We start from the raw sequence: 21,229 nt of genomic DNA, 5'->3' as shown, positions 1-21,229 counted from the left end.
CTGCTCGCGAAGACGGCATCAACAGCGCCACAAATCCCCTTGCTGTGCGCACAGTGTTAGGCTCCCCCCGAATCCTGCACTTGTGAAGGAAGGTTTATGTTGAAGTTTCTCGCTCTGCTGACGCTGCTGGCCTCGGCCACCGTCCACGCTGAATCCCCGCTGCACACTGATCTGCCGCTCAATTATCTTGAGCAGGCGCATCCCGAGTCCCGCCACCAGCCCCTGGTGATTTTCCTCCACGGTTACGGCAGTAACGAGCAGGACCTGTTCGATATCAAGGATCAATTGCCTGCGCAATACACCTTCCTGTCAGTGCGGGCACCGATGGTGATGGAGGAGGGCAGTTACAAGTGGTTTCGCGAGAAGGGCAACGCTGCCTACAACGGTGAGACCGATGATCTGAAGGCCAGCGGCCAGGTGCTGCTGGACTTCATTGCACAGGCGGCGAAGAAGTATCACACCGAACCGGACAAGGTCTTCCTGGTGGGTTTCAGCCAGGGCGCGATCATGTCCTACGAGGTGGCGCTGCGTCATCCCGAAGCCGTCGGCGGGATTGCGGCGCTGAGCGGGCGGGTTCTGCCGGTGCTGAAATCCGAACTCAAACCGGATGAAAAACGCCAGAAGCTGGCGATCTTCATCGGTCATGGCACGGCAGACAAACGCTTGCCGTACATCGACGGCACCGAGGCCAACAGCCTGTTACAGAGCCTGTCTCTCAAGCCTGAATTTCATGCCTACCCCGGTGTCGGTCACAGCATCAGTGCCACCGAAATGCAGGATTTGAGCGCCTGGTTGCAGCGCCTCAACCCCTGAAGCTTATTTGCCGCTGACGATCTGCTTGACCAGCGTCTCGTGGCCGCCGTTGTCGCTGAGGCGGGAAATCACCTGAACGATCGCCATGCGCGTGTTGGACGCGGCCATCACTGTGGTGTCGAGGGTTTTGCCGCCGCCCTGGGTGGCGGTGCTGTCGATCTGCCGCAAGCCCAGACCGGTGCCTTTCTGCGTCAGGCTTTTTTCGCTGAGTTTGGTGAAGTCCGGCAGCGCCTTGGCTTGTTCTGAGGCGAAGTCGGCCGCTGCGGAGTCGAGGAACGGACCGTCGTTATCCTTGACGTTGGCGCCACCGGGGATGGTGTTTTCAGCGGCGATTACGACGGTTTTGGTGGTCTGGTTGGTGTACATGGTGCCCGTTGCCCCGGCTGTACCGGTAGCCGCGTCGCCGGCCGGGAGCGGGTTGGCGATGAAGCCCTTGGGCAGGGTGAACTTGAACTTGCCGCCGAGCATCGAGACCACTTGCGCTGGCGCTTTATCGCTGGCGGTGGCCTTGGCGGCAGAGGCATTCAACGCCCCCAGGCTGGCGGCCGCCGTCAGTAACAGGACAACGGCTTTTTTACTCAACAATGACATTCGGAAACTCCAGGGATAATCGCGCATTCGCCGCAATCATCCCATGGAACACGATTTGTAGCAGCTGCCGAAAGCCATCCTCGCCACAGTCTCAGGCCTGATTTTGCGCAAACAGTTATGACGGGTTTCTTCGTTGAACTCGGCCTTGAACACCCATTTCTCCCTCAGACCCCGCACACTCTGGGCGCCCGGGCGGGCGCTGATTTCATCGGACAGACGCTTGACGTTCGGGTCGGCCGCCAGGCCGTTCTCGCCGAGGATGTAATGCGCGTAGCCAGACGCTTCAAGTAGCAGGGCAACGTTCATCGGGTTCGGCAGCTTTACTCGTTCGGAACAATTGAACGTGTTGCGGGCGCTCTATCGCTTGCGCTCGACGTGGCGATCACCGCCCCCGCGATGATCAACACGGCAGGGATGATCAGGATCGGACCGGCCTGGCTACGTCCCACGGCAAGCAGCAATAACGTCGATATCAACGGTGCCAGATAGGAAAGCGCCCCCAGCGTCGCCAGACTGCCGTGTTTGGTGGCGTGGTCCCAGGCAAGAAATGCCAACCCGACCGGCCCGAGGCCAAGCACCACAATCGCGGTCCATTGGCCGGGATCAGGCAGTACCGTGGTTTCGAAGGCCAGATGGCAAATCAGACCGGACACGGCCGACATACCGCAGATCCCGCCGATGATGCTGCTGGGCACGTTGTTGAACCGTCGGTTGATCACCGAGTAACCGGCCCAGATCACCGCACAGCCGAAGGCCGCGAGATAACCGGCGATGGGCATCGATGCGCCAGCCTCCGGGCCGTGTTGTTGCATGATGAACGCGGTGCCGGCCAGCCCCAGCAGCGCGCCGAGCATTTGCCGCTTGTGCAGCTTTTCCCCGGCCGAGAACGCCGAGAGCAGCACCAGCAACAGCGGCCACAGGTAGTTGATCAGACTGGCTTCGGCCGCCGGGGCTACTTTGAGCGCGAAAAAATACAGCGCGTGATAAACGAAAATGCCCACGAACCCGGTCACCCATACCGCCCAGGGCTGTCGCCAGCTACTGAAGCCGGCGAGCCCGCGCCGACCCAGAATCACCAGGCTCGCCACAAACGCTATGCCGAAGCTCAGTGTCAGCAGTTCAAAGGGCGGAATGCCTTCGGTGAGGGTGGTCAACAGCGCGAGGCAGGACCAGAGAACTATCGCGATCACGCCAACGGCGGTGGCTGAGTGGGGGGGACGGACGAGGGACGATGCGAGACTCATGTCTGTTCCTTCAGCACGTAGCGGGCGACATCCTGGCCCTCTGGATGTGAAGGAGCTTAGCGTTTGATCGCTGATCGTCCAGTCTCGGTCGTCGAGTTGATCGGTCGCGCCAGCAAGCGCCTGGTTATGCCCAACATCCCCACGGACACCGCAACACCGAGGGCAAAGGCGCTCATGCCCATGTCGGGCAACGCCAGCGCCAACACCAGGCAAAACGCCGCGAACGAATACATGCCGGTCGCCGTCGCCCGCAGCAATGCTGCCGTAAACGCCGGGCCGCGGGTTTGCTGGGAAAACACCGCCATCACGCTGCCGAGTACCGGGAACACCGCGAGCAAACCGCTCCAGCCTTCGCCGACGGTGCTGGCGAGTAAGGTCACGGCGAGGGTGAGCAGGGCGCCGGCCATCATGCGCAGCAGCAGTCTGTCGGACTTCGGCGCCGGGCCTGTAACGATGGGTTGCACACTGGGAAACAGGTACGGCGCCGCCAGCAGCGCGGTGGCGGCCGCGATCACCGAGAACATCAGCGAGGGTGGTATCAGCGAGAGCACCACGGCCACGGCGGCCCATACCAGCAGTGAAATGGTCAACGCCCATGGCCATCCTGCCCGTTGAGCGACCTGGGCGTAGGTTACGCAGAAGGCAATCATCGCGGACATCGCCGACAACGCCGCCGTCGCTGATTGAGCGGCGAACACCTGGCCTTGTTCGATGGCAAGGAAGAACAGAATCGGCCCGACCACCACCGGCAATCCCGACAGCCAACCGGCCACGCTGGGGCCCCAGCGTTTGCCAGCCAGGGAAATCAATAAGAGGAAGCCTGGAATCACCAGCAGCTTGAGCATCAGCACGCACACGTCTCCGACCTGAGTGAGGCGCCAACGTTAGCACCGCGGACGCAGGATTGCTCTAGGAATGAGGGGATTTTGTATACAAAACTTGCAACTCAAATAATTGTACAAAACGAAGCTTTACGTATAAGTTTTTAACAGATGCCCATGGTGAGAAAAACGCGATGAACAGACTCCGGTTGCGCCTGTATCACGGTGTGTTGTTGCTGGGATTGTCATGCACCCAGGCCTTGGCCAATTGGCAGGAGGCATTGCCCGGCGCGCAGATCATCGGTGCCGGCGAGTTTCGGGTGTTCGGATTCGATGTCTACAACGCTCGGCTCTGGAGTGCGGCCCGGCCTTTGGCACCAGATCAGCCGTTTGCCCTGGAGCTGATCTATCAGCGCAGCATTTCCCGCGATGATTTGGTGCAGGCCAGTGTCGATGAAATCAAGCGGTTGTCCGGCGCCTCGGTCAGCACCGAGCAACTCGAGCGCTGGAAGGTGCAGATGCAACAGTCGTTCGTCGACGTAAAAGCCGGCATGCGCATTACCGGCGTTTATTTGCCGGGGCAGGGCGCGCGGTTCTTTGTCGGCCAGCAGCCGCAACACGAAGTGAAAGACCCGCAATTCGCCCGGGCCTTTTTCGATATCTGGCTCGACCCACGTACACGTAATCCGGAGTTGCGCCAGCAGTTGCTGGGCAGCGCCAAGCCTTGAGGTGCATGACATGTTGAAAAATCTGCTGCTGGTGTTGTGCGTCTGCCTGGCGGGTTGCAGCGTCGATGTGCAGCATTACAGCGAGCAAAACCCCAAGCTCGATCTACCCGGGTTCTTCGTCGGGCGAGTGGATGGCTGGGGAATGTTCCAGAAGCGCTCGGGCGAGGTGGTCAAACGCTTTCATGTGCTGATCAACAGCCGAATGGACGGTCAGAACCTGATCATGCATGAAGCCTTTACCTACAGCGACGGCACGAAGCAGACGCGTGTCTGGACGTTGTACCCGGACGGCCCTGGCCGTTGGCGCGGTACGGCCGGCGATGTGGTCGGCGAGTCTCGCGGTGAGGTCGCCGGCAACGCGCTGCACTGGCGCTATGAACTGAGCCTGCCGGTGGACGACAAGGTCTACCAGGTGCATTTCGACGACTGGATGTACTTGCTGGACGAAAACACCATGGCCAATCGCTCCGCCATGACCAAGTTTGGTGTTGAATTGGGCCAGGTGACCTTGTTCTTCCGCCGCCACGGCGCCTGATACCCGGGCATTTGCCCCTTGGGCGCGGGGGCTGAAACGTCTAAGCTGCGCTTTTCCAACTGTCGACGGATGTGTCCGTGAAATTCAGTTTGCCCAAGGTTGGCACTGCGCCATTTTGCCCGCCGGAAGTGGCGGGCAGCGTTGCAGTTGATCCCAACGCTTCATTTTTCAAACGCATGCTGCGCTTTGCCGGTCCTGGCTTGCTGGTGTCCATCGGCTACATGGACCCGGGCAACTGGGCGACCGCCATCGAGGCCGGTTCGCGTTTTGGTTACAGCCTGTTGTTCGTGGTGCTGCTGGCGAGTCTGGCGGGGATGGTGGTGCAGTGTCTGTGTTCGCGCCTCGGCATCGCCACCGGCCGCGATCTGGCGCAGCTGTCCCGGGAGCGCTACAGCACACGGACCGCGCGGACTCAATGGGTGCTGGCGGAAATCTCGATCATCGCCACCGATCTGGCGGAAGTGCTCGGTTGCGCGCTGGCCTTCCACTTGCTCCTGGGTTGTTCGCTGACTGTCGGCATCGCGCTGACCGCGTTTGACACGCTGCTGGTGCTGGCCCTGCAAAACCGTGGTTTCCGCCGCCTGGAAGCGATCATGCTGGTGCTGGTGAGCACCATCGGCGTGTGCTTCTTCGTCGAGTTGCTGCTGATCAAGCCGTACTGGCCGGACGTCGCCCGTGGGTTTACGCCGTCCCTTTCAGCCATTGGCGATGCCGCGCCGCTGTACCTGGCCATTGGCATCCTCGGGGCCACGGTGATGCCGCATAACTTGTACCTGCACACCTCGATCGTACAGACCCGAATGATCGGCAAGGACCTGGCCAGCAAGCGGGACGCGGTCAAACTGGCGCGCATCGACACCATTGGCTCTCTGGCGTTGGCGCTGCTGGTCAATGCGGCGATCCTGATCCTCGCCGCAGCGGCCTTTCATCAGAGCGGGCATACCGATGTGGTGGACATCCAGGACGCCTATCACTTGCTCGACCCACTGGTGGGCGGCGCCTTGGCCAGTGTGTTGTTTGGCGTGGCCTTGCTGGCGTCCGGGCAGAGTTCGACGTTTACCGGGACCATCGCGGGGCAGGTGATCATGGAGGGTTATCTGAACCTGCGGATTCCCTGCTGGCAACGGCGGCTGATTACGCGAGGGCTGGCGTTGATCCCGGCGTTCATCGGCGTCTGGCTGATGGGTGACAATGCGATCGGCAAGTTGCTGGTGTTGAGTCAGGTGGTGTTGAGTCTGCAGTTGCCGTTTGCGTTGTACCCGCTGATTCGCATGACCAACGATCACAAATTGATGGGACCGTTTGTGAATCGCTGGCCGACGCGGGTGTTGGCGTGGGGGTTGTTTGGGGTGATCAGTGGAGCGAATAGCTGGTTGATCTTGCAATTTTTGGGGTGACTGGGCTGGCCTCATCGCGAGCAGGCTCGCTCCCACAGTGGATCTGAGGTGAACACAAAACCCTGTGGGAGCGAGCCTGCTCGCGATGAACGATAACTCGGTTTTCCGGGCGGCCCGTTGCCCACGCTGAACCTGGTGAAATTTGCCTGAAGGCTGGGGCAAAAAAGACCCCGGTGCTTCTGATGACTGTCAGCCCATATAGATACTGACTGTGGCGAGGGAGCTTGCTTCCGCTCGAGCGCGAAGCGCTCGCAAAATCTTCGACAATTGCCGGGATTTTTGGGCTGTTTCGCAACCCAGCGTGAGCAAAACTCCCTCGCCACAAAAGCCTGCAACGCAGGAACACCGGGGGTGTTACCAGACCGCGCGGTTCTTCGTGGGTCCCCGCGCAGTCTGTTGAACGCTTTACGCCCGTTCGATCGCCAAAGCCACGCCCTGACCACCACCAATGCACAAGGTGGCGAGGCCTTTCTTGGCGTCGCGCTTGATCATTTCGTGCAGCAGGGTCACCAGCACCCGGCAGCCCGACGCACCGATCGGGTGACCGAGGGCGATGGCGCCGCCGTTGACGTTGACCTTGTTCAAGTCCCATTCCAGGTCCTTGGCCACCGCCAGGGATTGCGCGGCGAAGGCTTCGTTGGCCTCGATCAGGTCCAATTGGTCGATGGACCAGCCAGCCTTGCTCAGGCAACGGCGCGTGGCCGAGACCGGGCCGATGCCCATGATTGCCGGGTCGACGCCGGCGTTGGCGTAAGCGGCAATTTTCGCCAGCACTGGAAGACCCAGGGCCTTGGCTTTGTCGGCGCTCATCAGGATCACGGCGGCAGCACCGTCGTTCAGGGACGAGGCGTTACCGGCAGTCACCGAACCGTCCTTCTTGAAGGCCGGTTTCAGTTTGCCCAGCGCTTCAGCGGTGGTGCCGGCACGCGGTTGCTCATCGGTGGCAAAGGACAGCGGATCGCCCTTGCGCTGCGGGATCAGGATCGGTGTGATCTCATCGACAAAACGCCCGGCTTCGATGGCAGCCGTGGCTTTCTGCTGCGAGGCCGCGGCGAAGGCGTCCTGTTGCTCGCGGGTCAGGTTGTACTTGTCCGCCAGGTTCTCGGCGGTGATGCCCATGTGGTAATCGTTGAACGCATCCCACAGGCCGTCGCTGATCATGGTGTCGACGATTTGAGCGTGACCCATGCGCAGGCCAGTGCGGGCTCCGGGCATGACGTAGTTGGACAGGCTCATGTTTTCCTGGCCGCCGGCAATGATCACCTCGGCGTCGCCGCAGCGGATCGCTTGAGTGGCCAGGTGCAAGGCTTTCAAACCCGAGCCGCAGACCTTGTTCAGGGTCATCGCCGGCACGGTAAACGGCAGGCCGGCCTTGATCGCGGACTGGCGCGCCGGGTTCTGCCCGGCACCGGCGGTCAACACCTGGCCCATGATCACTTCATCGACTTCAGCAACGTCCAGGCCGGTTTGCGCCAGCAGCTGACGGATCACCGCGGCACCGAGGTCAACGGCGGACACATTGGCCAGCGAGCCCTGGAAACTGCCGATGGCGGTTCGGGTGGCGGCAACAATAACGACGTCTTGCATGGAAGAATTCCTCACTGGGCAGCGAACTGCATTTCCGGAACGTGATCCGGCACGATCAGTTTACCGGCGGTCTTGGCGACAATCTCTTCGACGCTGACGCCCGGCGCACGTTCTTTGAGAATGAACGCGCCATTTTCGATTTCAAGGTAAGCCAGGTCGGTCAGCACACGCTTGATGCACCCGGCGCCGGTCAGCGGCAGGCTGCATTTGGACAGAAGCTTGGACTCACCGTCCTTGGACGCGTGAGTCATGATGACGATGATGTTGTCCGCGCCGGCCACCAGGTCCATGGCGCCGCCCATGCCCTTGACCAGTTTGCCGGGGATCATCCACGAGGCGATGTTGCCTTGCACGTCGACTTCAAAGGCGCCCAGCACGGTCAGGTCGACATGACCCCCGCGAATCATCGCGAAGGACTCGGCCGAGGAAAAGATCGACGCGCCGATACGCGCGGTCACCGTTTGTTTGCCGGCGTTGATCATGTCGGCATCGATGGTTTCTTCAGTAGGAAAGGGGCCCATGCCGAGCAGGCCGTTTTCCGACTGCAGCATGACTTCCATGCCTTCAGGGATGTAGTTGGCAACGAGGGTCGGAATGCCGATGCCCAGGTTCACGTAAAAGCCGTCCTGCATTTCGCGGGCGACGCGTTGAGCCATTTGTTCGCGGGAAAGTGCCATTGTTATTTTTCCTTCAGGTCCGGGGGCTGGGGATCACTTACGCACGGTGCGCTGTTCGATGCGCTTCTCGAACGTGCCGCAAATGACTCGGTCGACGTAGATGCCAGGGGTGTGGATCTGCGACGGTTCCAGCTCGCCGGGTTCGACGATTTCTTCGACTTCGACCACGGTGATCTTGCCGGCAGTGGCGGCCAGCGGGTTGAAGTTCTGGGCGGTGTGGCGATAGATCACGTTGCCGAAGTGGTCGGCTTTCCAGCCTTTGACGATGGCGAAATCACCGGTGATGGATTCTTCCATCAGGTACTTGCGGCCATGGAATTCGCGCACTTCCTTGCCATCGGCAACCGGAGTGCCAACGCCGGTGGCGGTGAAGAAAGCGGGGATGCCGGCACCGCCAGCGCGCATTTTTTCGGCGAGGGTGCCTTGCGGGGTCAGGACGACTTCGATTTCGCCTTTGAGCAGTTGGTCTTCGAACAGTTTGTTCTCACCGACGTAGGAGGCCACCACTTTGCGAATCTGCCGGTCTTCCAGCAACACGCCGAGGCCGAAACCGTCGACGCCGCAATTGTTGGAAACCACGGTGAGGTCACGGGTGCCCTTGCGCTTGATCTCGGCGATCAGGTTTTCCGGGATCCCGCACAGGCCGAAGCCGCCGGCGATCACGGTCATGCCGTCTTCAAGACCTGCCAGAGCTTCCTCATAGGAACTCACGCGCTTGTCGAAACCTGCCATATGCACCTCTTTTATTCTTTGTGGGCGGCTGGCTAGCCGTATGGGGTAGGAGTGTCTCGCTGGATGATTTATTTGTTAAGTTGATTTTTAAGGTTGATTGATAGATAAAACTCACCAATCACTTATCTTTAAAACGTTGGAGCCCGCGCCCATGACAGTCAAGCAGATCCGCGCATTCCTGGCCGTGGCCCAGAGCCTGAGTTTCGCCGTGGCCTGCGAGCGGTTGCACCTGTCGCAATCGGCCTTGAGCCTGACCATCAAAGCGCTGGAGGAGGGGCTGGGCGGCCGGCTATTCACCCGCAACACACGTAATGTGGCGTTGACGGCGGAAGGCGAATCCCTGGTGCCCCTGGCTCGCCGGCTGATTGCGGACTGGGACAACGCCGAGGATGAACTGCGCCAGCGTTTCACCCTCCAGCGCGGGCGCGTGACCCTGGCGGCAATGCCGTCGTTTGCCGGCAATCTGCTGCCGCCGATCCTCAAGACTTTTCGCGCCCGTTATCCCAAGGTCAACGTCACGGTGAACGACGTGATCAACGAGCAAGTGCTGGAAATGGTGCGCGACCGGCAGGTGGAGCTGGGGGTGGCGTTTGAGCCGTCGCAGAGTTCATCGCTGGCATTCACGCCGTTGTATATGGACCGTTTCGTTGCCGTGGTGCCGGACGACTCTCCCTTGGCGCAACGGCACGACATTGATTGGCAGACTTTGCTCCAGGAACCGTTCATTACCTTGCAGCGTCCGTCGACGGTACGGGTGATGCTGGAAGAACACTTGCAGGCCCGGGGGATGAAATTGCCGGTGGAGTTTGAAAGCCATCAGTTGGCGACAGTCGGAAGGATGGTGGCCAGCGGATTGGGCGTCAGCGCCGTGCCAGCCCTGTGCGCCGGGCAGATGCGCGAGTTGGGCGCACGGTGCATTACCTTGCGCGACCCGGTGGTGGAGCGGGCGATCGGGGTGCTGACCAAGCCAGGAGTGGAACTGTCGGCGGCGGCGCAGGCGTTGTTCGATATCCTCAAAGCCGAGAATCTGGGCGAGCGAGTGTCCATGCCCTGATCACAATCCCCTGTAGGCGCGAGGATTGCCCGCGAAAAGGCCGGCACCTTCAACATTGAAGTCGACTGACACGACGCCTTCGCGAGCAAGCTTCGCTCCTACAGGGGTTTAGGGTGATGAGGGGGAGAGGTGCTGTGCCAGCAAGGGCAACAGCTGTTCGCACGAGGCCTCAATCTTCATATCCAGGAGGTCATCTGCCCGGGTCTTGCCCAGATTGATCGCCATCAACGGCTTGCCCTGATCCGCCACCACCCGGCACAAGCGAAACGCCGAATACGCCATCAACGAAGAGCCCACCACCAACAATCCCGCCGCCTGTTCCACCGCCGCCATGGCCTTGGCCGCCGTCACCTGCGCGACGTTCTCGCCAAAAAACACCACGTCCGGCTTCATCCGCTCACCCGCGCAATGCGGGCAATGCGGCACCTGGAACCGCGCCTCGAACGCCGGATCCAGCAACGTGTCGCCATCCGGCGCCTGCACCGCATCGACCCCGGTCAGATAGGGATTCTGCGCCTCCATCAGGTGCTGGATCGAATCCCGCTCGCTGCGCTGTCCGCAGTCCAGGCACAGCACCCGGTGCAAGCTGCCGTGAAGTTCGATCACATCATGGCTGCCGGCCTGATCGTGCAAGGTGTCGACGTTCTGAGTGATCAGCCCGCTGATCTGCCGGCTGCTTTGCAGACTGGCCAGGGCTTCGTGGGCCACGTTCGGTTGAGCCTGGCGCACGCGCGGCCAGCCGAGCATCGCCCGCGCCCAATAGCGGCGCCGTGATTCCGGGGCCGACAGGAACTCCTGATACATCATCGGTTGCCGGCCACGCCGAACGCCCTCGTTGTCGCGGTAGTCTGGAATGCCCGACGGGGTGCTGATGCCGGCGCCGGTCAGGACCATGAACGGCTGCTCGGCCATCAGCTGCTGGAGCCGATCGAGTTGTTCGCGGATGCGGCGGTCAAGCATGTTCAACACTCCGGGTCTCTTGAGTGTTTGCAGCGTAGCACTTGCCAACCTGCCGAATGCGAGCCCTTGAGCGGCGTGGTTATTTTCGTGCCTCCAGAATCAGGTTGAACGGCGTTTCCGTGGCCCGCCGGAAAGTCTTGAACCCTGCTTCAGTGAAGACCTTGCGCAACCGCGCTTCACCCGCCTGAGCGCCGAGCCCAAGGCCGACTTCCTGGGACAGCGAGTTCGGCGTGCAAATGAAGGTCGAGGCGGCGTAGAACAGCCGGCCAACCGGGGTGACGTTGTCGTCCAGCGAGTCGTTGGCGAACGGTTCCACCAGCAGCACCGTGCCGTCCGGTTTCAGAGCGTCATAGGCGTGTTTCGCCGCGCCCACCGGGTCGCCCATGTCGTGCAGGCAGTCGAAATAGCAGATCAGGTCATAGTCGTCGCCGGGGAAGCTTTTCGCCGTGCCCTGAAAGAACCGCGCGCGCCCGGACACGCCACCTTCTTCGGCGCGCTGGGTCGCGACGGTGACGGACGGTGCGTGGTAGTCGAAGCCGACGAACCGCGAGTCCGGGAACGCCTGGGCCATGATCACCGTGGAGGCGCCGTGTCCGCAGCCGATGTCGGCGACTTTGGCGCCCGCCTGTAATTTGGCGACCACGCCTTCCAGGGCCGGCAGCCACTCGGCGATCAGGTGCGCTTTGTACCCTGGGCGGAAGAACCGCTCCGTGCCGCTGAACATGCACGGATGGTGATCGCCCCAGGCCAGGGCGCCGTTGCCGCGCATGGCGTTGACCAGTTTGTCCTTGTCATGGAAAAACGACGCGACCACCCCGATACCGCCGGCGATATAGACCGGCGAGTCTTCGATCGCCAGCGCCAGGGCTTGCTCTTCGGGCAGGCGGAACTGGCCGCCCTCGTGTTCCATGTAACCGGAAGCGGCGTGGGCGCTGAGCCATTCGCGCAGCAGGCGGGGGTTGCAGCCGGTCTTGTCGGCGAGTGCTTCAGGGGTGATCGGCTGACTGTCGGCCATGGCCCGGTACAGGCCGAGCTCTTCGCCGAGGATGACGTTGGCAAGCATCGCCGCGCCGCCCATGTCGTTCACCAGTTTGCCCATGAAGTCATTGAGTCTGGCCTCGTCCATCACATGTGCTCCTTCAGCAGGATCACGGTCCAGAGGCCTTGTTTATCGAGGCGTACACCTCTGGGCGGTGGTCGTGGGAATGAACAGGACGCTGTGCACGTCCCGCGTGCAGTAAGTTTAGTCCGAGCCCCGTGCGCGGCGGCCTGAAGCGACGAAAGCGCCATTCCCCTGGCCGACACAAATCCCCTGTAGGCGCGAGGCTTGCCCGCGAAGTCGCCGTGTCAGTCGACAAAAGTATTGCCTGACACTCCGTCTTCGCGGGCAAGCCTCGCTCCTACAAGAATTTGCGACGTGTATCGCACTGTATCCAGCCGCCGTCCCGATACATTCCACTTCATTCGCGGCTCCCACCGAACACAGACCAGATACAAACCTGCGATGAACTGTAAAGGCTAACCAGCGCCCGAAATCCGGGGCTGTCGAGGCACTTTTCAGGGTCGTCGCAACAGGCGGCCGTCTTTGCTCGTGACTCCGTGAAGGGAACAATAATGACCACGCTCGTGCCTGAAACCGACCTGAAATCCGCTCCCGTCAACCATCTGCGCGTCGATCAGTACACCAACGGTCTCATTGGCCCCAGCCAGCCGATGCTCGGCCCTCTGGCCGACGGCGGCACCCTGATCACCGGCACACCGCCGGGTTGCTGGGGCCCGATGATCACGCCCGCCTTCGAGGGCGGCCACGAAGTGACGCAACCGGTGGCCATCGCTGGCGCGGAAATCGGCGACGCCGTGGCGATCAAGATCAAGAGCATGCGCGTCACCTCGCTGGCGACGTCGTCCGGGGTCATGAGCTTCGTTGAGGGGCGCTACAACGGCGACCCGTTTGTCGCCAAATTTTGCTCCAAGTGCGGCACCGACCACCCGGCCAGTCATGTCGAAGGCATTGGCGAGGAGTCGATTCGCTGTAACAACTGCGGCGCCGAGGTCAGTGCGTTTCGCTTCAGCCATGGCTACGTGATCGTGTTCGATGCACAGAATCAGGTCAGCCTGACCGTCAACCAGGACGTCGCCAACCGACTGGCCGGCAATGCCTCTGAGATGTCGGCGCTGCCGGAATTCGCCGCCCAGCATTCGATCCTGTCTCTGGCCCGTGCCGACATCCCCGGAGTTGCCGCGCAGATGCGCCCGTTCCTCGGCAACATCGGCACCACGCCGTCCCGTGACTTGCCCGATTCGCACAACTGCGCCGATTTCGGCCAATACCTGATCAACGCCCCACACCGTTTCGGCATGACCCGCGAAGAGCTGCACGCGGCCAAGACCGACGGCCACATGGACACCAACTCGATCCGCGAAGGCTGCGTGTTGATCTGTCCGGTGAAAGTGCCGGGGGCCGGTGTGTACATGGGCGACATGCATGCCCAGCAAGGCAACGGCGAGATCGCAGGGCACGCCACCGACTGCTCCGGGGAAACCGAAGTGGTGGTGCAAGTGGTGAAGAACCTGACCCTGGACGGGCCGATCCTCCTGCAAAACCTCGACGATCTGCCGCCGATGGCCCGGCCCATGAATGCCCGACAACGGCAGAAAGTCCGCGAACTGGGCGAGCGCTGGGGTCAGCATGAAATCGAGCAGAGCGGGCCGATCACCTTTATCGGCAGCGGCGAGAACCTCAACGTCGCCGTCGAGAACGGCTTGAAACGTGCCGCTTCGGTCACCGGTTTGCCGTATGACGAAGTGCTCAACCGCGCGACCATCACCGGCTCGATCGACATCAGCCGCCTGCCGGGCACCGTGCGCGTGACCTTCCTGTGCCCGATGAACGTGCTCGATCGCATCGGCATCGGCCATCTGGTACGCGAGAAATACGACCTGGCGTAATGCCTGCCGAAGGGTCTGTACCGGAGTGTGTACAGGCCCGTCGGCGATACAACCGCCACGATGTTCTGCCGAACCGGAACACAGCCCCGATACATCGCTTCGGTTAACTGTGACTCCGTACTGGCAACCCTTGAGATCGACACCATGCAGACCTCCATCACCTCAGCGAAAGCCACCGTCGGGCTTGGCTTGCGTCGCGGATTAATGAAGGACCTTCAGGCCGCCCGTACCGGCGATTTCGATTTCCTGGAAGTCGCGCCGGAAAACTGGATCGGCATCGGCGGCGCCCATGGCCATGCGCTGCGGGCCCTGGCCGAGCGTTTTCCGTTGTCTTGCCACGGCTTGTCGCTGTCGCTGGGTGGGCCGGCACCGCTGGACGTCGGGTTTTTGCAGGAAGTGCGGGTGTTCCTCGATCACTACAACGTGCCGCTGTACAGCGAGCACTTGAGTTATTGCAGCGATGACGGTCACCTTTACGACCTGTTGCCGTTGCCGTTTACCGAAGAAGCGGTGCACCACGTGTCCGCGCGAATTCGCCAGGCCCAGGACATTCTCGGCCGGCGCCTGGCGGTGGAAAACGTCTCCTACTACGCCGCGCCCCAGCAGGATATGGACGAAGTGACCTTCACCAACGCGGTCCTGCGTGAAGCCGATTGTGACCTGTTGCTGGACGTCAACAATGTCTACGTCAACTCGATCAACCATGGCTTCGATCCGCAGACCTTTCTGGCCGGCATCGATTCGGGCCGGGTGGTGGCGATGCACGTGGCCGGGCACTTCGATGAGTCCGACACGTTGAAAATCGACACCCATGGCGCGTCGGTGAAACCGGTGGTCTGGTCGTTGCTGGCCCAGGCCTACGCCCGGTTTGGCGCGCAACCGACATTGCTGGAGCGGGATTTCAACTTCCCCGCATTCACTGAACTGGTGACTGAATTGCAGACTATTCGTCGCTTGCAGGCCGAGGGGGTGAACCGTGGATAAGCCAGGCCTGTTTGACCAGCAAAACACATTGGGTCTGTACCTGCGTGACCCGGACCATTGCGCGCCGCCAGCCGGGATGGATGTGGCGCGGGCACAGGTTTACCGCGACCTGATTTTTTCCAACCTGTCGTTGTTGCTCAGCGGGACCTTTCCGGTGCTGATCAAGATTCTCGGTGATGAGCGCTGGCGTTCGCTGGTACGGATCTTCCTGCGGGACTGTCGTGCGCGTACCCCGAAATTCGGCGAAATCGCCCAGGAGTTTGTCGAGTTCCTGGCCTCGGAACCGAGTGCATTGAGCGAAGGTGTGTGGCCTCCGTTCATGGTGGAGCTGGCGCATTACGAGTGGGTCGAAATGGCGTTGCAACAGTCCGAAGCGGAGCCGTTGCCGCCGAGTGATGTGGCGTTGATTCTGGCGCGACCGTTGCTGGTGTCACCGTTGGCGTGGCCGTTGGCTTATGCCTGGCCGGTGCAGTTGGTGGGGCCGGATCATCAACCGGAAGCGCCACCGGTTCAACCGACTTTGCTGCTGGTGCGTCGAGCCGAGGACTGGAGTGTGAAATTTTCCGAGCTGAGCCCGCTGGCGTGGCGGTTGTTGCAGCGGATCGAGGAATTTCCCGAGCTGGACGGGCAGGCGCAGTTGGAAGGGCTGGCAGTGGAGGCGGGGGCCGTTGGATCGCCGGAGTTTATGGCGAGTGGCACGGCATTGTTGCGGCAGATGCATGGGGAAGGGGTGATTGGGTTTGCATGATTGTTCCCACGCTCTGCGTGGGAATGCCTCACCGGTCGCTCCGCGTCCGCTTCAGGGACGCGGAGCGTCCCGGGCTGCATTCCCACGCAGAGCGTGGGAACGATCACTGACAGGGGGTGGTGTCCATTTTATGGGGCGGAAAAGAAATACCGCGTCAGGTGAAAGAAGATCGGTGCCGCGAAACAAATCGAATCCATCCGATCCAGCATGCCGCCATGCCCTTTGATCATGGTCCCCCAATCCTTGGCGCTCAGGCTGCGCTTGATGGCGGACATGACCAGCCCACCGAGAAAACCCATCACCACGATCACCAGCGACATCAGCAGCGACTGCCAGAAACTGAACGGGGTCATCCAGAACATGCACCCGCCAATCAACGTGGCCGACAGACCGCCACCGACCAAGCCTTCCACCGTTTTCGACGGACTCACCAGCGGCGCAACTTTGTGCTTGCCCAATAGTTTGCCGAACACGTACTGCAACACGTCACTCAGTTGCACGACGAACACGAGATAGAACAGCAGCAGCGCGTTCTGCCCCTTGAAACCTTCCAGGTCCAGCAGCAATAGGGCCGGCGCGTGGCTGATGCAGTAGACGCAAATCATCACTCCCCACTGAATCTTGGCCGCCCGTTCCAGAAAAGCGTCGGTGTCCTGGCTCAGCACCGCAATCGCCGGCAATAGCAGGAACGCGTACACCGGAATCAACAGGGTGAACAGCGAATACCAGTGCGTGCCGATCAGCACGTATTGCAGCGGGATCAGAATGAAGAACGCCGAAAACAGCGCGTTATGGTCGCCCAGCCGGGTCGGCGTCAGGGTAATGAACTCCCTGAGCGCGAACAGCGAAATGAAGCCGAACAGAATAACCGTCGCGTTCCCGCCCAGCAGGTAGGACACGAAGAAGATGATGACCATGCCCCACCAGGCATTCACCCGCTGGTTGAGGTTCTCGATGGTCGACATCGAGCTTTCTGTTTTGGCGCGCTTCGCCAGAATCCGGCCGATGACCGAAGCGATTGCCAACAGGACGGCAATGGCGCCGAAGAACCACAAGAACTTTTCGTCAAGATTCATTCCGACAACCTCACAATCGCTTCACGCGCCCGATCCAGAAACACCTGTTTTTCCTCGCCGCTTATCCTCGGCAGCGGGTCGCCGATACGGATCGTGCAGATAATGGGCAGCGGGACGTGTTTGCCTTTCGGCATGGAGCGATGCAGGTTTTCCAGGTAGATGGGCACCAGATCCACCTCGGGGAATGTCTCGGCCAAACGGTACAGCCCTGATTTGAAAGGACCGGGCAACGCCTCGCTGCCACGCGTGCCTTCCGGAAAGATGATGATCGAATGGCCGGCGCGCACCACATCGAAAATCGGCTCCAGCACGTTAACGCCGGGCGCCGGGTTTCGCTCGATCAGCACTGCGTTCAGGCCTTTTTGCGAGATGTACGACAGAAATTTGTTCTTTCCCCAGTAATCCGCAGCGGCGACCGGTTTCACGTTCACCCGGGCTTCCGGGGGCAGCGCCGCGATGATTGCCAGGGTGTCCATGTGGCTGGAGTGATTGGCGAAATAGATGCGCTGGCGTGTCAGGTCCGGCGGGCTTTCCCATCGGGCGGTGACGCCGATCAGAAAGCGAAGAACAGAAATCAGCGCGTTACTGATCCACATGGTGATTCCCCTTCAGCTGGCGCGAGATGGCCAAGGTTCGCGTGACGCAGGTCGCGGCGGATCCGGCCGCTATGATGACCAGCGCGATCAACAGCACGTAGTGAGTGCCATAAACGCTGGCCTCGACAGCATTCAACAGAAGGGCCACAGTCATCACGGCCATTCGATGCTGCTTGGCCATTGGGCCGATGAAACTCTGCTTCAGGCCAATCGAACCGCCGAACACCCTGACATACGCCGTCAGTGCCGCGGCCAGCGCCGCGAACCAGCCAAGATCGGCGTAGCCGATGGCATACCCCAGCGCGACGATCAGCAGGCTGTCGGCAATGCGGTCGGGGAATTCGTTGTAGAGGCTGCCGATGTCGGATTTCTTGCCGCCCTCGATCGCTACCATCCCGTCGAAGAGGTTGCACAGCAGGCGCAATTGAATGCCGACGGCGCAGAGGACCGAGCCGATGAGCCCGTTATCGAGATTCAGTGCCGCCGCCCCGGCGAGCGCGAAGGCGATGCTGGCGACGGAGATCTGATTGGGGGAGATGTCTCGTTTCACCAGAAGGTCGGTGATGTATTTCGCCCAGCCCGCAGAGCGCGTCTTGATGGGCCTTCTGTTGTCATCCATTTTGCCAATATCCATATAGGTGTCGGTTGCTATCAGGGCATCGCCGTCGGCTGCTGCACGACGGTGTCCGACAATATAAAGGCTTTCCTTGGCCTTTGTGTCTGTTTACTGACTGCCAGGTCGAAGCGGTAACTTCAACTCCGCACACAACCCGCCGCCCTCGCGATTGCTCAACGTCAACGATCCCCCGAGCGCCAACGCCAATTGCTGCGCGATCGCCAACCCCAGCCCCGTGCCGCCGGTGCTGCGATTGCGCGAATTCTCTACCCGATAAAACGGCTCCATCACGTGGGCCAGTTCCTCTTCGGCAATGCCCGGTCCGCGATCCATGATCTTCACCGAGAGGCCGCCGTTTTTCGCTTCCACCCACAGCTCGGCGGCGCCGGCGAACTTCAGAGCGTTATCCGTCAGGTTTACCAGTACCCGCCGCAAGGCATGGGGCCGGGTGTCGATCACCGCGCCACTTTTGCCACCCAAGGTCACGTCTTTGCCCACGTCCTGGTAGTCAAACACCAGACTGTCGAGGAATGAATCGAGGTCGGTGCGGCGGCTTTCTTCGGTGGCGCCGTGAACGCTGCGGGCATAGGCCACGCCTTCGCGCACCAGGTGTTCCATCTCACTGAGATCGCTCCACAGTTTGTCTTTTTCGCTGCAGTCGTCCATGAATTCGGCGCGCAGTTTCATGCGGGTGATCGGGGTTTGCAGGTCGTGGGAAATCGCCGCCAGCAGTTGCATGCGCTCTTTCAAGTACGCGGCGATGCGTGCCTGCATCGAATTGAAGGCGATGGCGGCGTGTGCGACTTCGGTCGGGCCTTGTTCGTCCAGGTGCACCGCGTGGGTGTTGGGATCAAGGTTGTCCACGGCCTCGGCAAGGCGGGTGAGGGGGCGGATGGCGATTCTCACCGCCAGCCAGGTGCAGAGGATCATCAGCGCCAACTGGCCCAGCAGAACGATGGGCAACCACGGCGACAACGGCACCATCGATGGCCTGACGTCGATGGTCACCGGGCTGCCGTCCGCGAGTTTCAGGTGCACCTGAAAGTGTTTCTGTTCGCCGGGAATGTCCGTCACGGTCATCGGGTAATCCTTGCCGATGGCGTCCTTGATCGATGTCATCGCGATGGGCGTGTCGCTCATGGCCACGCCCGGCGAACCTTCGTCGAGCAAATAACGGTAGTTGCGGCGGTTCAGTTGTTGCAGCCAACCCATGCGTTCTTCGGCTGGCAAGCGGTCAAGAATGGCGATGGAGGTCGAGACGTCGGTTTCCAGATTGCCGAGCATGGTGTTTTTCGCGCTTTCGTAACGCTCGTAATACTGCGCGCCGAAGGACAGCGCCTGCGCCAGGATCAGGCCAATCAGAAAGATCAGCGAGAGGCGCGAGGCCAGGGTGCGGGGCCAACGAAGGGTGAGGTTCATGACGGCGCACCGAGCACTTCCACCGGCAGCGAAAACACATAGCCCTCACTGCGCACGGTTTTGATGTAGGCCGGTTCGCGGGCATCGTCCAGCAAGCGCTGGCGCAAGCGGCTGACCAGCAAATCGATGGAACGGTCAAACAGATCGGCGTCGCGGCCCTGGGTCAGATTGAGCAACTGGTCGCGATTGAGCACCCGCTGCGGGTGATCGAGGAACACCCGCAGCAATCGGTATTCCGCACCGCTGAGCGCGACCATGGTGCCGTCTTCGTCCAGCAAGTGCCGGGCCGAGGTGTCCAGGCGCCAGCGCCCGAACGCCAGCAGGCGACCGCTTTCGGTGACCACCAGGTTTGGCGGCAGCATCCGCGTGCGGCGCAGTACGGCGTTGATTCGCGCGAGCAGTTCACGGGCGGCGAATGGCTTGACCAAGTAATCGTCGGCGCCCATTTCCAGGCCGATGATGCGGTCGGTTTCGTCGTTGCGGGCAGTGAGCATCAGCACCGGCGTGGCCTTGTGTTTGCCGGCGCGCAACTCGCGGCAGAGCATCAGGCCGTCGTCGCCCGGCATCATGATGTCGAGCACGATCAGGTCCACCGGCGTGGACTCAAGGAAGCTGCGCATCTGGCGTCCATCGGCGACGACCGTGGTGCGCAGGCCGTTCTTCTTGAGGTAGTTGCCTACCAGTTCCCGGATCTCGCGGTCATCGTCCACGATGAGAATGTGATCGACGTGTTCCATGGGGGCCAAGCCTCTATCAATGGGGGATGTTGCGCAGTCTATCGGGCCTTGGCCCGCTCGCCCGCAGCCCTTTGTATTGCAGTGTATCTGGCGTAGCGACGGATACATGCAAAGGCAAAAATGCGGTTTTCCAGGGGTTTTGTATCGCTCTGTATCAGGGGCCGGCTTTGATACGTACCGATTTACACGCGGCTGTTTTCGACACAGACGAGATACCTCGCGAGCTTCTAATGGGTTCCATCGAGGCAACCCACACCGCCTCTGCTCAATCGAACGACCTACCCATTGAAGCCTTGAGGAAACCGCCATGAACACCAAAGCCATCTACGCCGCTTGCCTGTTTGCCGCCCTGAACATCTGCACCTTGTCGGCCCGCGCCGAAGCCACCGATGTCAGCGCCAAAACCTACACCTACGGCACCCACCTGGACATCAAGAAAGTGGTGTCGTTGAAAGAAGACGCCGCGCCTTCCTGCGGGGTTGTGAATGCCCAGCTGACCTACCTCGATTCCCAGCACAAAACCCAGGTGCTGGATTACCGCAAATTTGCTGACGGCTGCAACGCGGACAACTGAGTCCTTCGCGGACCGATTGCCAACCCCCTTTGAAACAGGAAGAACACCATGAACAACGTCACCCGCTTTTTGACCGCTGTTGCTTTCTCCGCAGCCGGCGCGGCTGCCCATGCCAATGCCGCTGTTGAACAGAAAAGCTGTGGCAGTGCGACCTGCTTCCAGCTGACGCCGGTGGCCGAGCAGGGCGCTCATGCCTTCCTCGCACAGGACGGCTCGAGCCGCACGCCGCAAGGTCAGCTACAGGAAAACCAGAAGGCCTGATGCCCGAACCCTGTTTTGTGAACACCACAATTCCAGTGTAGGAGCGAGCCTGCTCGCGATGGCGGAGTGTCAATCGACATCAGTGTTATCTGACACACCGCCATCGCGAGCAGGCTCACTCCTACAGGGG

24 protein-coding genes are annotated in these 21,229 nt (G+C 61.1%); 10 read left to right on the top strand and 14 right to left on the bottom strand.

Going from position 1 to position 21,229, the window contains the following annotated elements; genetic code table 11:
* Window positions 1–96 precede the first annotated feature (96 nt).
* Window positions 97–813: an alpha/beta hydrolase-fold protein gene (locus tag RHP74_RS19040; protein ID WP_311096068.1), complete on the top strand. Its 717-nt coding sequence runs from the start codon at window positions 97–99 to the stop codon at window positions 811–813.
* Between the two features lie 3 nt (window positions 814–816).
* On the opposite strand, the gene RHP74_RS19035 is transcribed toward RHP74_RS19040, so the two are convergent.
* Genes RHP74_RS19035 through RHP74_RS19020 form a run of 4 tightly spaced genes read right to left on the bottom strand, consistent with a single transcriptional unit; the run spans window position 817 to window position 3,499 of the window.
* A complete protein-coding gene (locus RHP74_RS19035; protein WP_010455538.1) occupies window positions 817–1,404 on the bottom strand; it encodes a hypothetical protein in 588 nt (195 codons plus the stop codon).
* A gap of 36 nt (window positions 1,405–1,440) precedes the next feature.
* Window positions 1,441–1,710, bottom strand: coding sequence for a hypothetical protein (locus RHP74_RS19030; RefSeq protein ID WP_311096065.1), 270 nt, complete (start codon window positions 1,708–1,710; stop codon window positions 1,441–1,443).
* A 14-nt stretch (window positions 1,711–1,724) separates the two neighbouring features.
* Window positions 1,725–2,648, bottom strand: coding sequence for a DMT family transporter (locus tag RHP74_RS19025; protein WP_010455534.1), 924 nt, complete (start codon window positions 2,646–2,648; stop codon window positions 1,725–1,727).
* A 56-nt stretch (window positions 2,649–2,704) separates the two neighbouring features.
* Window positions 2,705–3,499 (bottom strand): hypothetical protein, encoded by a 795-nt coding sequence (locus tag RHP74_RS19020; RefSeq protein WP_010455532.1) that lies wholly within the window; start codon window positions 3,497–3,499, stop codon window positions 2,705–2,707.
* Window positions 3,500–3,663: 164 nt separating this feature from the next.
* Here RHP74_RS19020 and RHP74_RS19015 point away from each other — a divergent pair, with 164 nt between their 5' ends.
* From RHP74_RS19015 to RHP74_RS19005, 3 genes are all read left to right on the top strand, one after another.
* Window positions 3,664–4,197, top strand: coding sequence for a chalcone isomerase family protein (locus RHP74_RS19015; protein WP_010455529.1), 534 nt, complete (start codon window positions 3,664–3,666; stop codon window positions 4,195–4,197).
* Window positions 4,198–4,207: 10 nt separating this feature from the next.
* Window positions 4,208–4,732 carry a DUF3833 domain-containing protein gene (locus RHP74_RS19010; protein WP_010455527.1) on the top strand — a complete coding sequence of 175 codons (525 nt, stop codon included), beginning with the start codon at window positions 4,208–4,210 and terminating at the stop codon, window positions 4,730–4,732.
* A 77-nt stretch (window positions 4,733–4,809) separates the two neighbouring features.
* Window positions 4,810–6,129 (top strand): Nramp family divalent metal transporter, encoded by a 1,320-nt coding sequence (locus RHP74_RS19005; RefSeq protein ID WP_077749086.1) that lies wholly within the window; start codon window positions 4,810–4,812, stop codon window positions 6,127–6,129.
* Between the two features lie 405 nt (window positions 6,130–6,534).
* Here RHP74_RS19005 and RHP74_RS19000 read toward each other — a convergent pair whose 3' ends face one another.
* The 3 genes from RHP74_RS19000 to RHP74_RS18990 are packed head-to-tail and all read right to left on the bottom strand — an operon-like array spanning window position 6,535 to window position 9,125.
* Window positions 6,535–7,716 (bottom strand): acetyl-CoA C-acetyltransferase, encoded by a 1,182-nt coding sequence (locus RHP74_RS19000; protein WP_077749087.1) that lies wholly within the window; start codon window positions 7,714–7,716, stop codon window positions 6,535–6,537.
* Window positions 7,717–7,727: 11 nt separating this feature from the next.
* Window positions 7,728–8,393, bottom strand: a complete 666-nt coding sequence (locus RHP74_RS18995; RefSeq protein WP_010455523.1) for a CoA transferase subunit B — start codon at window positions 8,391–8,393, stop codon at window positions 7,728–7,730.
* A 33-nt stretch (window positions 8,394–8,426) separates the two neighbouring features.
* Complete coding sequence (locus RHP74_RS18990; RefSeq protein WP_010455522.1) at window positions 8,427–9,125, bottom strand: CoA transferase subunit A; 699 nt, start codon at window positions 9,123–9,125, stop codon at window positions 8,427–8,429.
* A 151-nt stretch (window positions 9,126–9,276) separates the two neighbouring features.
* Between RHP74_RS18990 and RHP74_RS18985 the strand changes: the two genes are divergently transcribed.
* Window positions 9,277–10,179, top strand: coding sequence for a LysR family transcriptional regulator (locus tag RHP74_RS18985; RefSeq protein WP_102595014.1), 903 nt, complete (start codon window positions 9,277–9,279; stop codon window positions 10,177–10,179).
* 108 nt (window positions 10,180–10,287) lie between these two features.
* Here RHP74_RS18985 and RHP74_RS18980 read toward each other — a convergent pair whose 3' ends face one another.
* Complete coding sequence (locus RHP74_RS18980; protein WP_200666507.1) at window positions 10,288–11,139, bottom strand: NAD-dependent protein deacetylase; 852 nt, start codon at window positions 11,137–11,139, stop codon at window positions 10,288–10,290.
* 79 nt (window positions 11,140–11,218) lie between these two features.
* Complete coding sequence (locus RHP74_RS18975; RefSeq protein WP_010455519.1) at window positions 11,219–12,265, bottom strand: class I SAM-dependent methyltransferase; 1,047 nt, start codon at window positions 12,263–12,265, stop codon at window positions 11,219–11,221.
* Window positions 12,266–12,753: 488 nt separating this feature from the next.
* On the opposite strand from RHP74_RS18975, the gene RHP74_RS18970 reads away from it, so the two are divergent.
* The 3 genes from RHP74_RS18970 to RHP74_RS18960 all read left to right on the top strand — a co-directional run bounded on the left by RHP74_RS18970 (window position 12,754) and on the right by RHP74_RS18960 (window position 15,820).
* Window positions 12,754–14,088, top strand: a complete 1,335-nt coding sequence (locus RHP74_RS18970; protein ID WP_311096061.1) for an acetamidase/formamidase family protein — start codon at window positions 12,754–12,756, stop codon at window positions 14,086–14,088.
* Window positions 14,089–14,232: 144 nt separating this feature from the next.
* Window positions 14,233–15,072: a DUF692 domain-containing protein gene (locus RHP74_RS18965; RefSeq protein WP_311096060.1), complete on the top strand. Its 840-nt coding sequence runs from the start codon at window positions 14,233–14,235 to the stop codon at window positions 15,070–15,072.
* A complete protein-coding gene (locus RHP74_RS18960; RefSeq protein ID WP_172791268.1) occupies window positions 15,065–15,820 on the top strand; it encodes a DUF2063 domain-containing protein in 756 nt (251 codons plus the stop codon). The genes RHP74_RS18965 and RHP74_RS18960 overlap by 8 nt, the downstream gene beginning before the upstream one ends.
* Window positions 15,821–15,948: 128 nt before the next feature.
* Here the strand turns inward: RHP74_RS18960 and RHP74_RS18955 are convergent, their stop codons facing one another.
* The 5 genes from RHP74_RS18955 to RHP74_RS18935 all read right to left on the bottom strand — a co-directional run bounded on the left by RHP74_RS18955 (window position 15,949) and on the right by RHP74_RS18935 (window position 20,264).
* Complete coding sequence (locus RHP74_RS18955) at window positions 15,949–16,896, bottom strand: phosphatidate cytidylyltransferase (RefSeq protein ID WP_010455511.1); 948 nt, start codon at window positions 16,894–16,896, stop codon at window positions 15,949–15,951.
* Window positions 16,893–17,492, bottom strand: a complete 600-nt coding sequence (locus RHP74_RS18950; protein WP_077749092.1) for a 1-acyl-sn-glycerol-3-phosphate acyltransferase — start codon at window positions 17,490–17,492, stop codon at window positions 16,893–16,895. Before RHP74_RS18950 ends, RHP74_RS18955 begins: the two co-directional genes overlap by 4 nt.
* The gene (locus tag RHP74_RS18945; protein WP_311100515.1) at window positions 17,479–18,111 is read right to left on the bottom strand and encodes a CDP-alcohol phosphatidyltransferase family protein; all 633 of its coding nucleotides are present in this window, start codon (window positions 18,109–18,111) and stop codon (window positions 17,479–17,481) included. Before RHP74_RS18945 ends, RHP74_RS18950 begins: the two co-directional genes overlap by 14 nt.
* Window positions 18,112–18,216: 105 nt before the next feature.
* Window positions 18,217–19,527 (bottom strand): HAMP domain-containing sensor histidine kinase, encoded by a 1,311-nt coding sequence (locus tag RHP74_RS18940; protein ID WP_311096059.1) that lies wholly within the window; start codon window positions 19,525–19,527, stop codon window positions 18,217–18,219.
* Window positions 19,524–20,264: a response regulator gene (locus tag RHP74_RS18935; protein WP_010455506.1), complete on the bottom strand. Its 741-nt coding sequence runs from the start codon at window positions 20,262–20,264 to the stop codon at window positions 19,524–19,526. Before RHP74_RS18935 ends, RHP74_RS18940 begins: the two co-directional genes overlap by 4 nt.
* A 307-nt stretch (window positions 20,265–20,571) precedes the next feature.
* Here RHP74_RS18935 and RHP74_RS18930 point away from each other — a divergent pair, with 307 nt between their 5' ends.
* Both RHP74_RS18930 and RHP74_RS18925 read left to right on the top strand, forming a co-directional pair.
* Complete coding sequence (locus tag RHP74_RS18930; RefSeq protein ID WP_311096058.1) at window positions 20,572–20,838, top strand: DUF2790 domain-containing protein; 267 nt, start codon at window positions 20,572–20,574, stop codon at window positions 20,836–20,838.
* A gap of 48 nt (window positions 20,839–20,886) precedes the next feature.
* Window positions 20,887–21,099 carry a hypothetical protein gene (locus RHP74_RS18925; RefSeq protein WP_010455503.1) on the top strand — a complete coding sequence of 71 codons (213 nt, stop codon included), beginning with the start codon at window positions 20,887–20,889 and terminating at the stop codon, window positions 21,097–21,099.
* Window positions 21,100–21,229: the final 130 nt, after the last annotated feature.

The organism is Pseudomonas sp. SG20052, from assembly GCF_031766055.1.
GTDB lineage: Bacteria > Pseudomonadota > Gammaproteobacteria > Pseudomonadales > Pseudomonadaceae > Aquipseudomonas > Aquipseudomonas mandelii.
The sequence above is the reverse complement of the archived record's forward strand: the minus strand, read 5'-3'. Positions and strand labels throughout refer to the sequence as shown.

Bases quoted from the DNA above. Each gene is read 5' to 3' on its own strand.
- RHP74_RS18955 (WP_010455511.1), bottom strand. From the start codon at position 16,896: ATGAATCTTGACGAAAAGTTCTTGTGGTTCTTCGGCGCCATTGCCGTC.
- RHP74_RS19030 (WP_311096065.1), bottom strand. From the start codon at position 1,710: ATGAACGTTGCCCTGCTACTTGAAGCGTCTGGCTACGCGCATTACATC.
- RHP74_RS18985 (WP_102595014.1), top strand. From the start codon at position 9,277: ATGACAGTCAAGCAGATCCGCGCATTCCTGGCCGTGGCCCAGAGCCTG.
- RHP74_RS19025 (WP_010455534.1), bottom strand. From the start codon at position 2,648: ATGAGTCTCGCATCGTCCCTCGTCCGTCCCCCCCACTCAGCCACCGCC.
- RHP74_RS18925 (WP_010455503.1), top strand. From the start codon at position 20,887: ATGAACAACGTCACCCGCTTTTTGACCGCTGTTGCTTTCTCCGCAGCC.
- RHP74_RS18935 (WP_010455506.1), bottom strand. From the start codon at position 20,264: ATGGAACACGTCGATCACATTCTCATCGTGGACGATGACCGCGAGATC.
- RHP74_RS18940 (WP_311096059.1), bottom strand. From the start codon at position 19,527: ATGAACCTCACCCTTCGTTGGCCCCGCACCCTGGCCTCGCGCCTCTCG.
- RHP74_RS18995 (WP_010455523.1), bottom strand. From the start codon at position 8,393: ATGGCACTTTCCCGCGAACAAATGGCTCAACGCGTCGCCCGCGAAATG.
- RHP74_RS19000 (WP_077749087.1), bottom strand. From the start codon at position 7,716: ATGCAAGACGTCGTTATTGTTGCCGCCACCCGAACCGCCATCGGCAGT.
- RHP74_RS19040 (WP_311096068.1), top strand. From the start codon at position 97: ATGTTGAAGTTTCTCGCTCTGCTGACGCTGCTGGCCTCGGCCACCGTC.
- RHP74_RS18975 (WP_010455519.1), bottom strand. From the start codon at position 12,265: ATGGACGAGGCCAGACTCAATGACTTCATGGGCAAACTGGTGAACGAC.
- RHP74_RS19015 (WP_010455529.1), top strand. From the start codon at position 3,664: ATGAACAGACTCCGGTTGCGCCTGTATCACGGTGTGTTGTTGCTGGGA.
- RHP74_RS18965 (WP_311096060.1), top strand. From the start codon at position 14,233: ATGCAGACCTCCATCACCTCAGCGAAAGCCACCGTCGGGCTTGGCTTG.
- RHP74_RS18930 (WP_311096058.1), top strand. From the start codon at position 20,572: ATGAACACCAAAGCCATCTACGCCGCTTGCCTGTTTGCCGCCCTGAAC.
- RHP74_RS18945 (WP_311100515.1), bottom strand. From the start codon at position 18,111: ATGGATGACAACAGAAGGCCCATCAAGACGCGCTCTGCGGGCTGGGCG.
- RHP74_RS18970 (WP_311096061.1), top strand. From the start codon at position 12,754: ATGACCACGCTCGTGCCTGAAACCGACCTGAAATCCGCTCCCGTCAAC.
- RHP74_RS19010 (WP_010455527.1), top strand. From the start codon at position 4,208: ATGTTGAAAAATCTGCTGCTGGTGTTGTGCGTCTGCCTGGCGGGTTGC.
- RHP74_RS18950 (WP_077749092.1), bottom strand. From the start codon at position 17,492: ATGTGGATCAGTAACGCGCTGATTTCTGTTCTTCGCTTTCTGATCGGC.
- RHP74_RS18990 (WP_010455522.1), bottom strand. From the start codon at position 9,125: ATGGCAGGTTTCGACAAGCGCGTGAGTTCCTATGAGGAAGCTCTGGCA.
- RHP74_RS19035 (WP_010455538.1), bottom strand. From the start codon at position 1,404: ATGTCATTGTTGAGTAAAAAAGCCGTTGTCCTGTTACTGACGGCGGCC.
- RHP74_RS18980 (WP_200666507.1), bottom strand. From the start codon at position 11,139: ATGCTTGACCGCCGCATCCGCGAACAACTCGATCGGCTCCAGCAGCTG.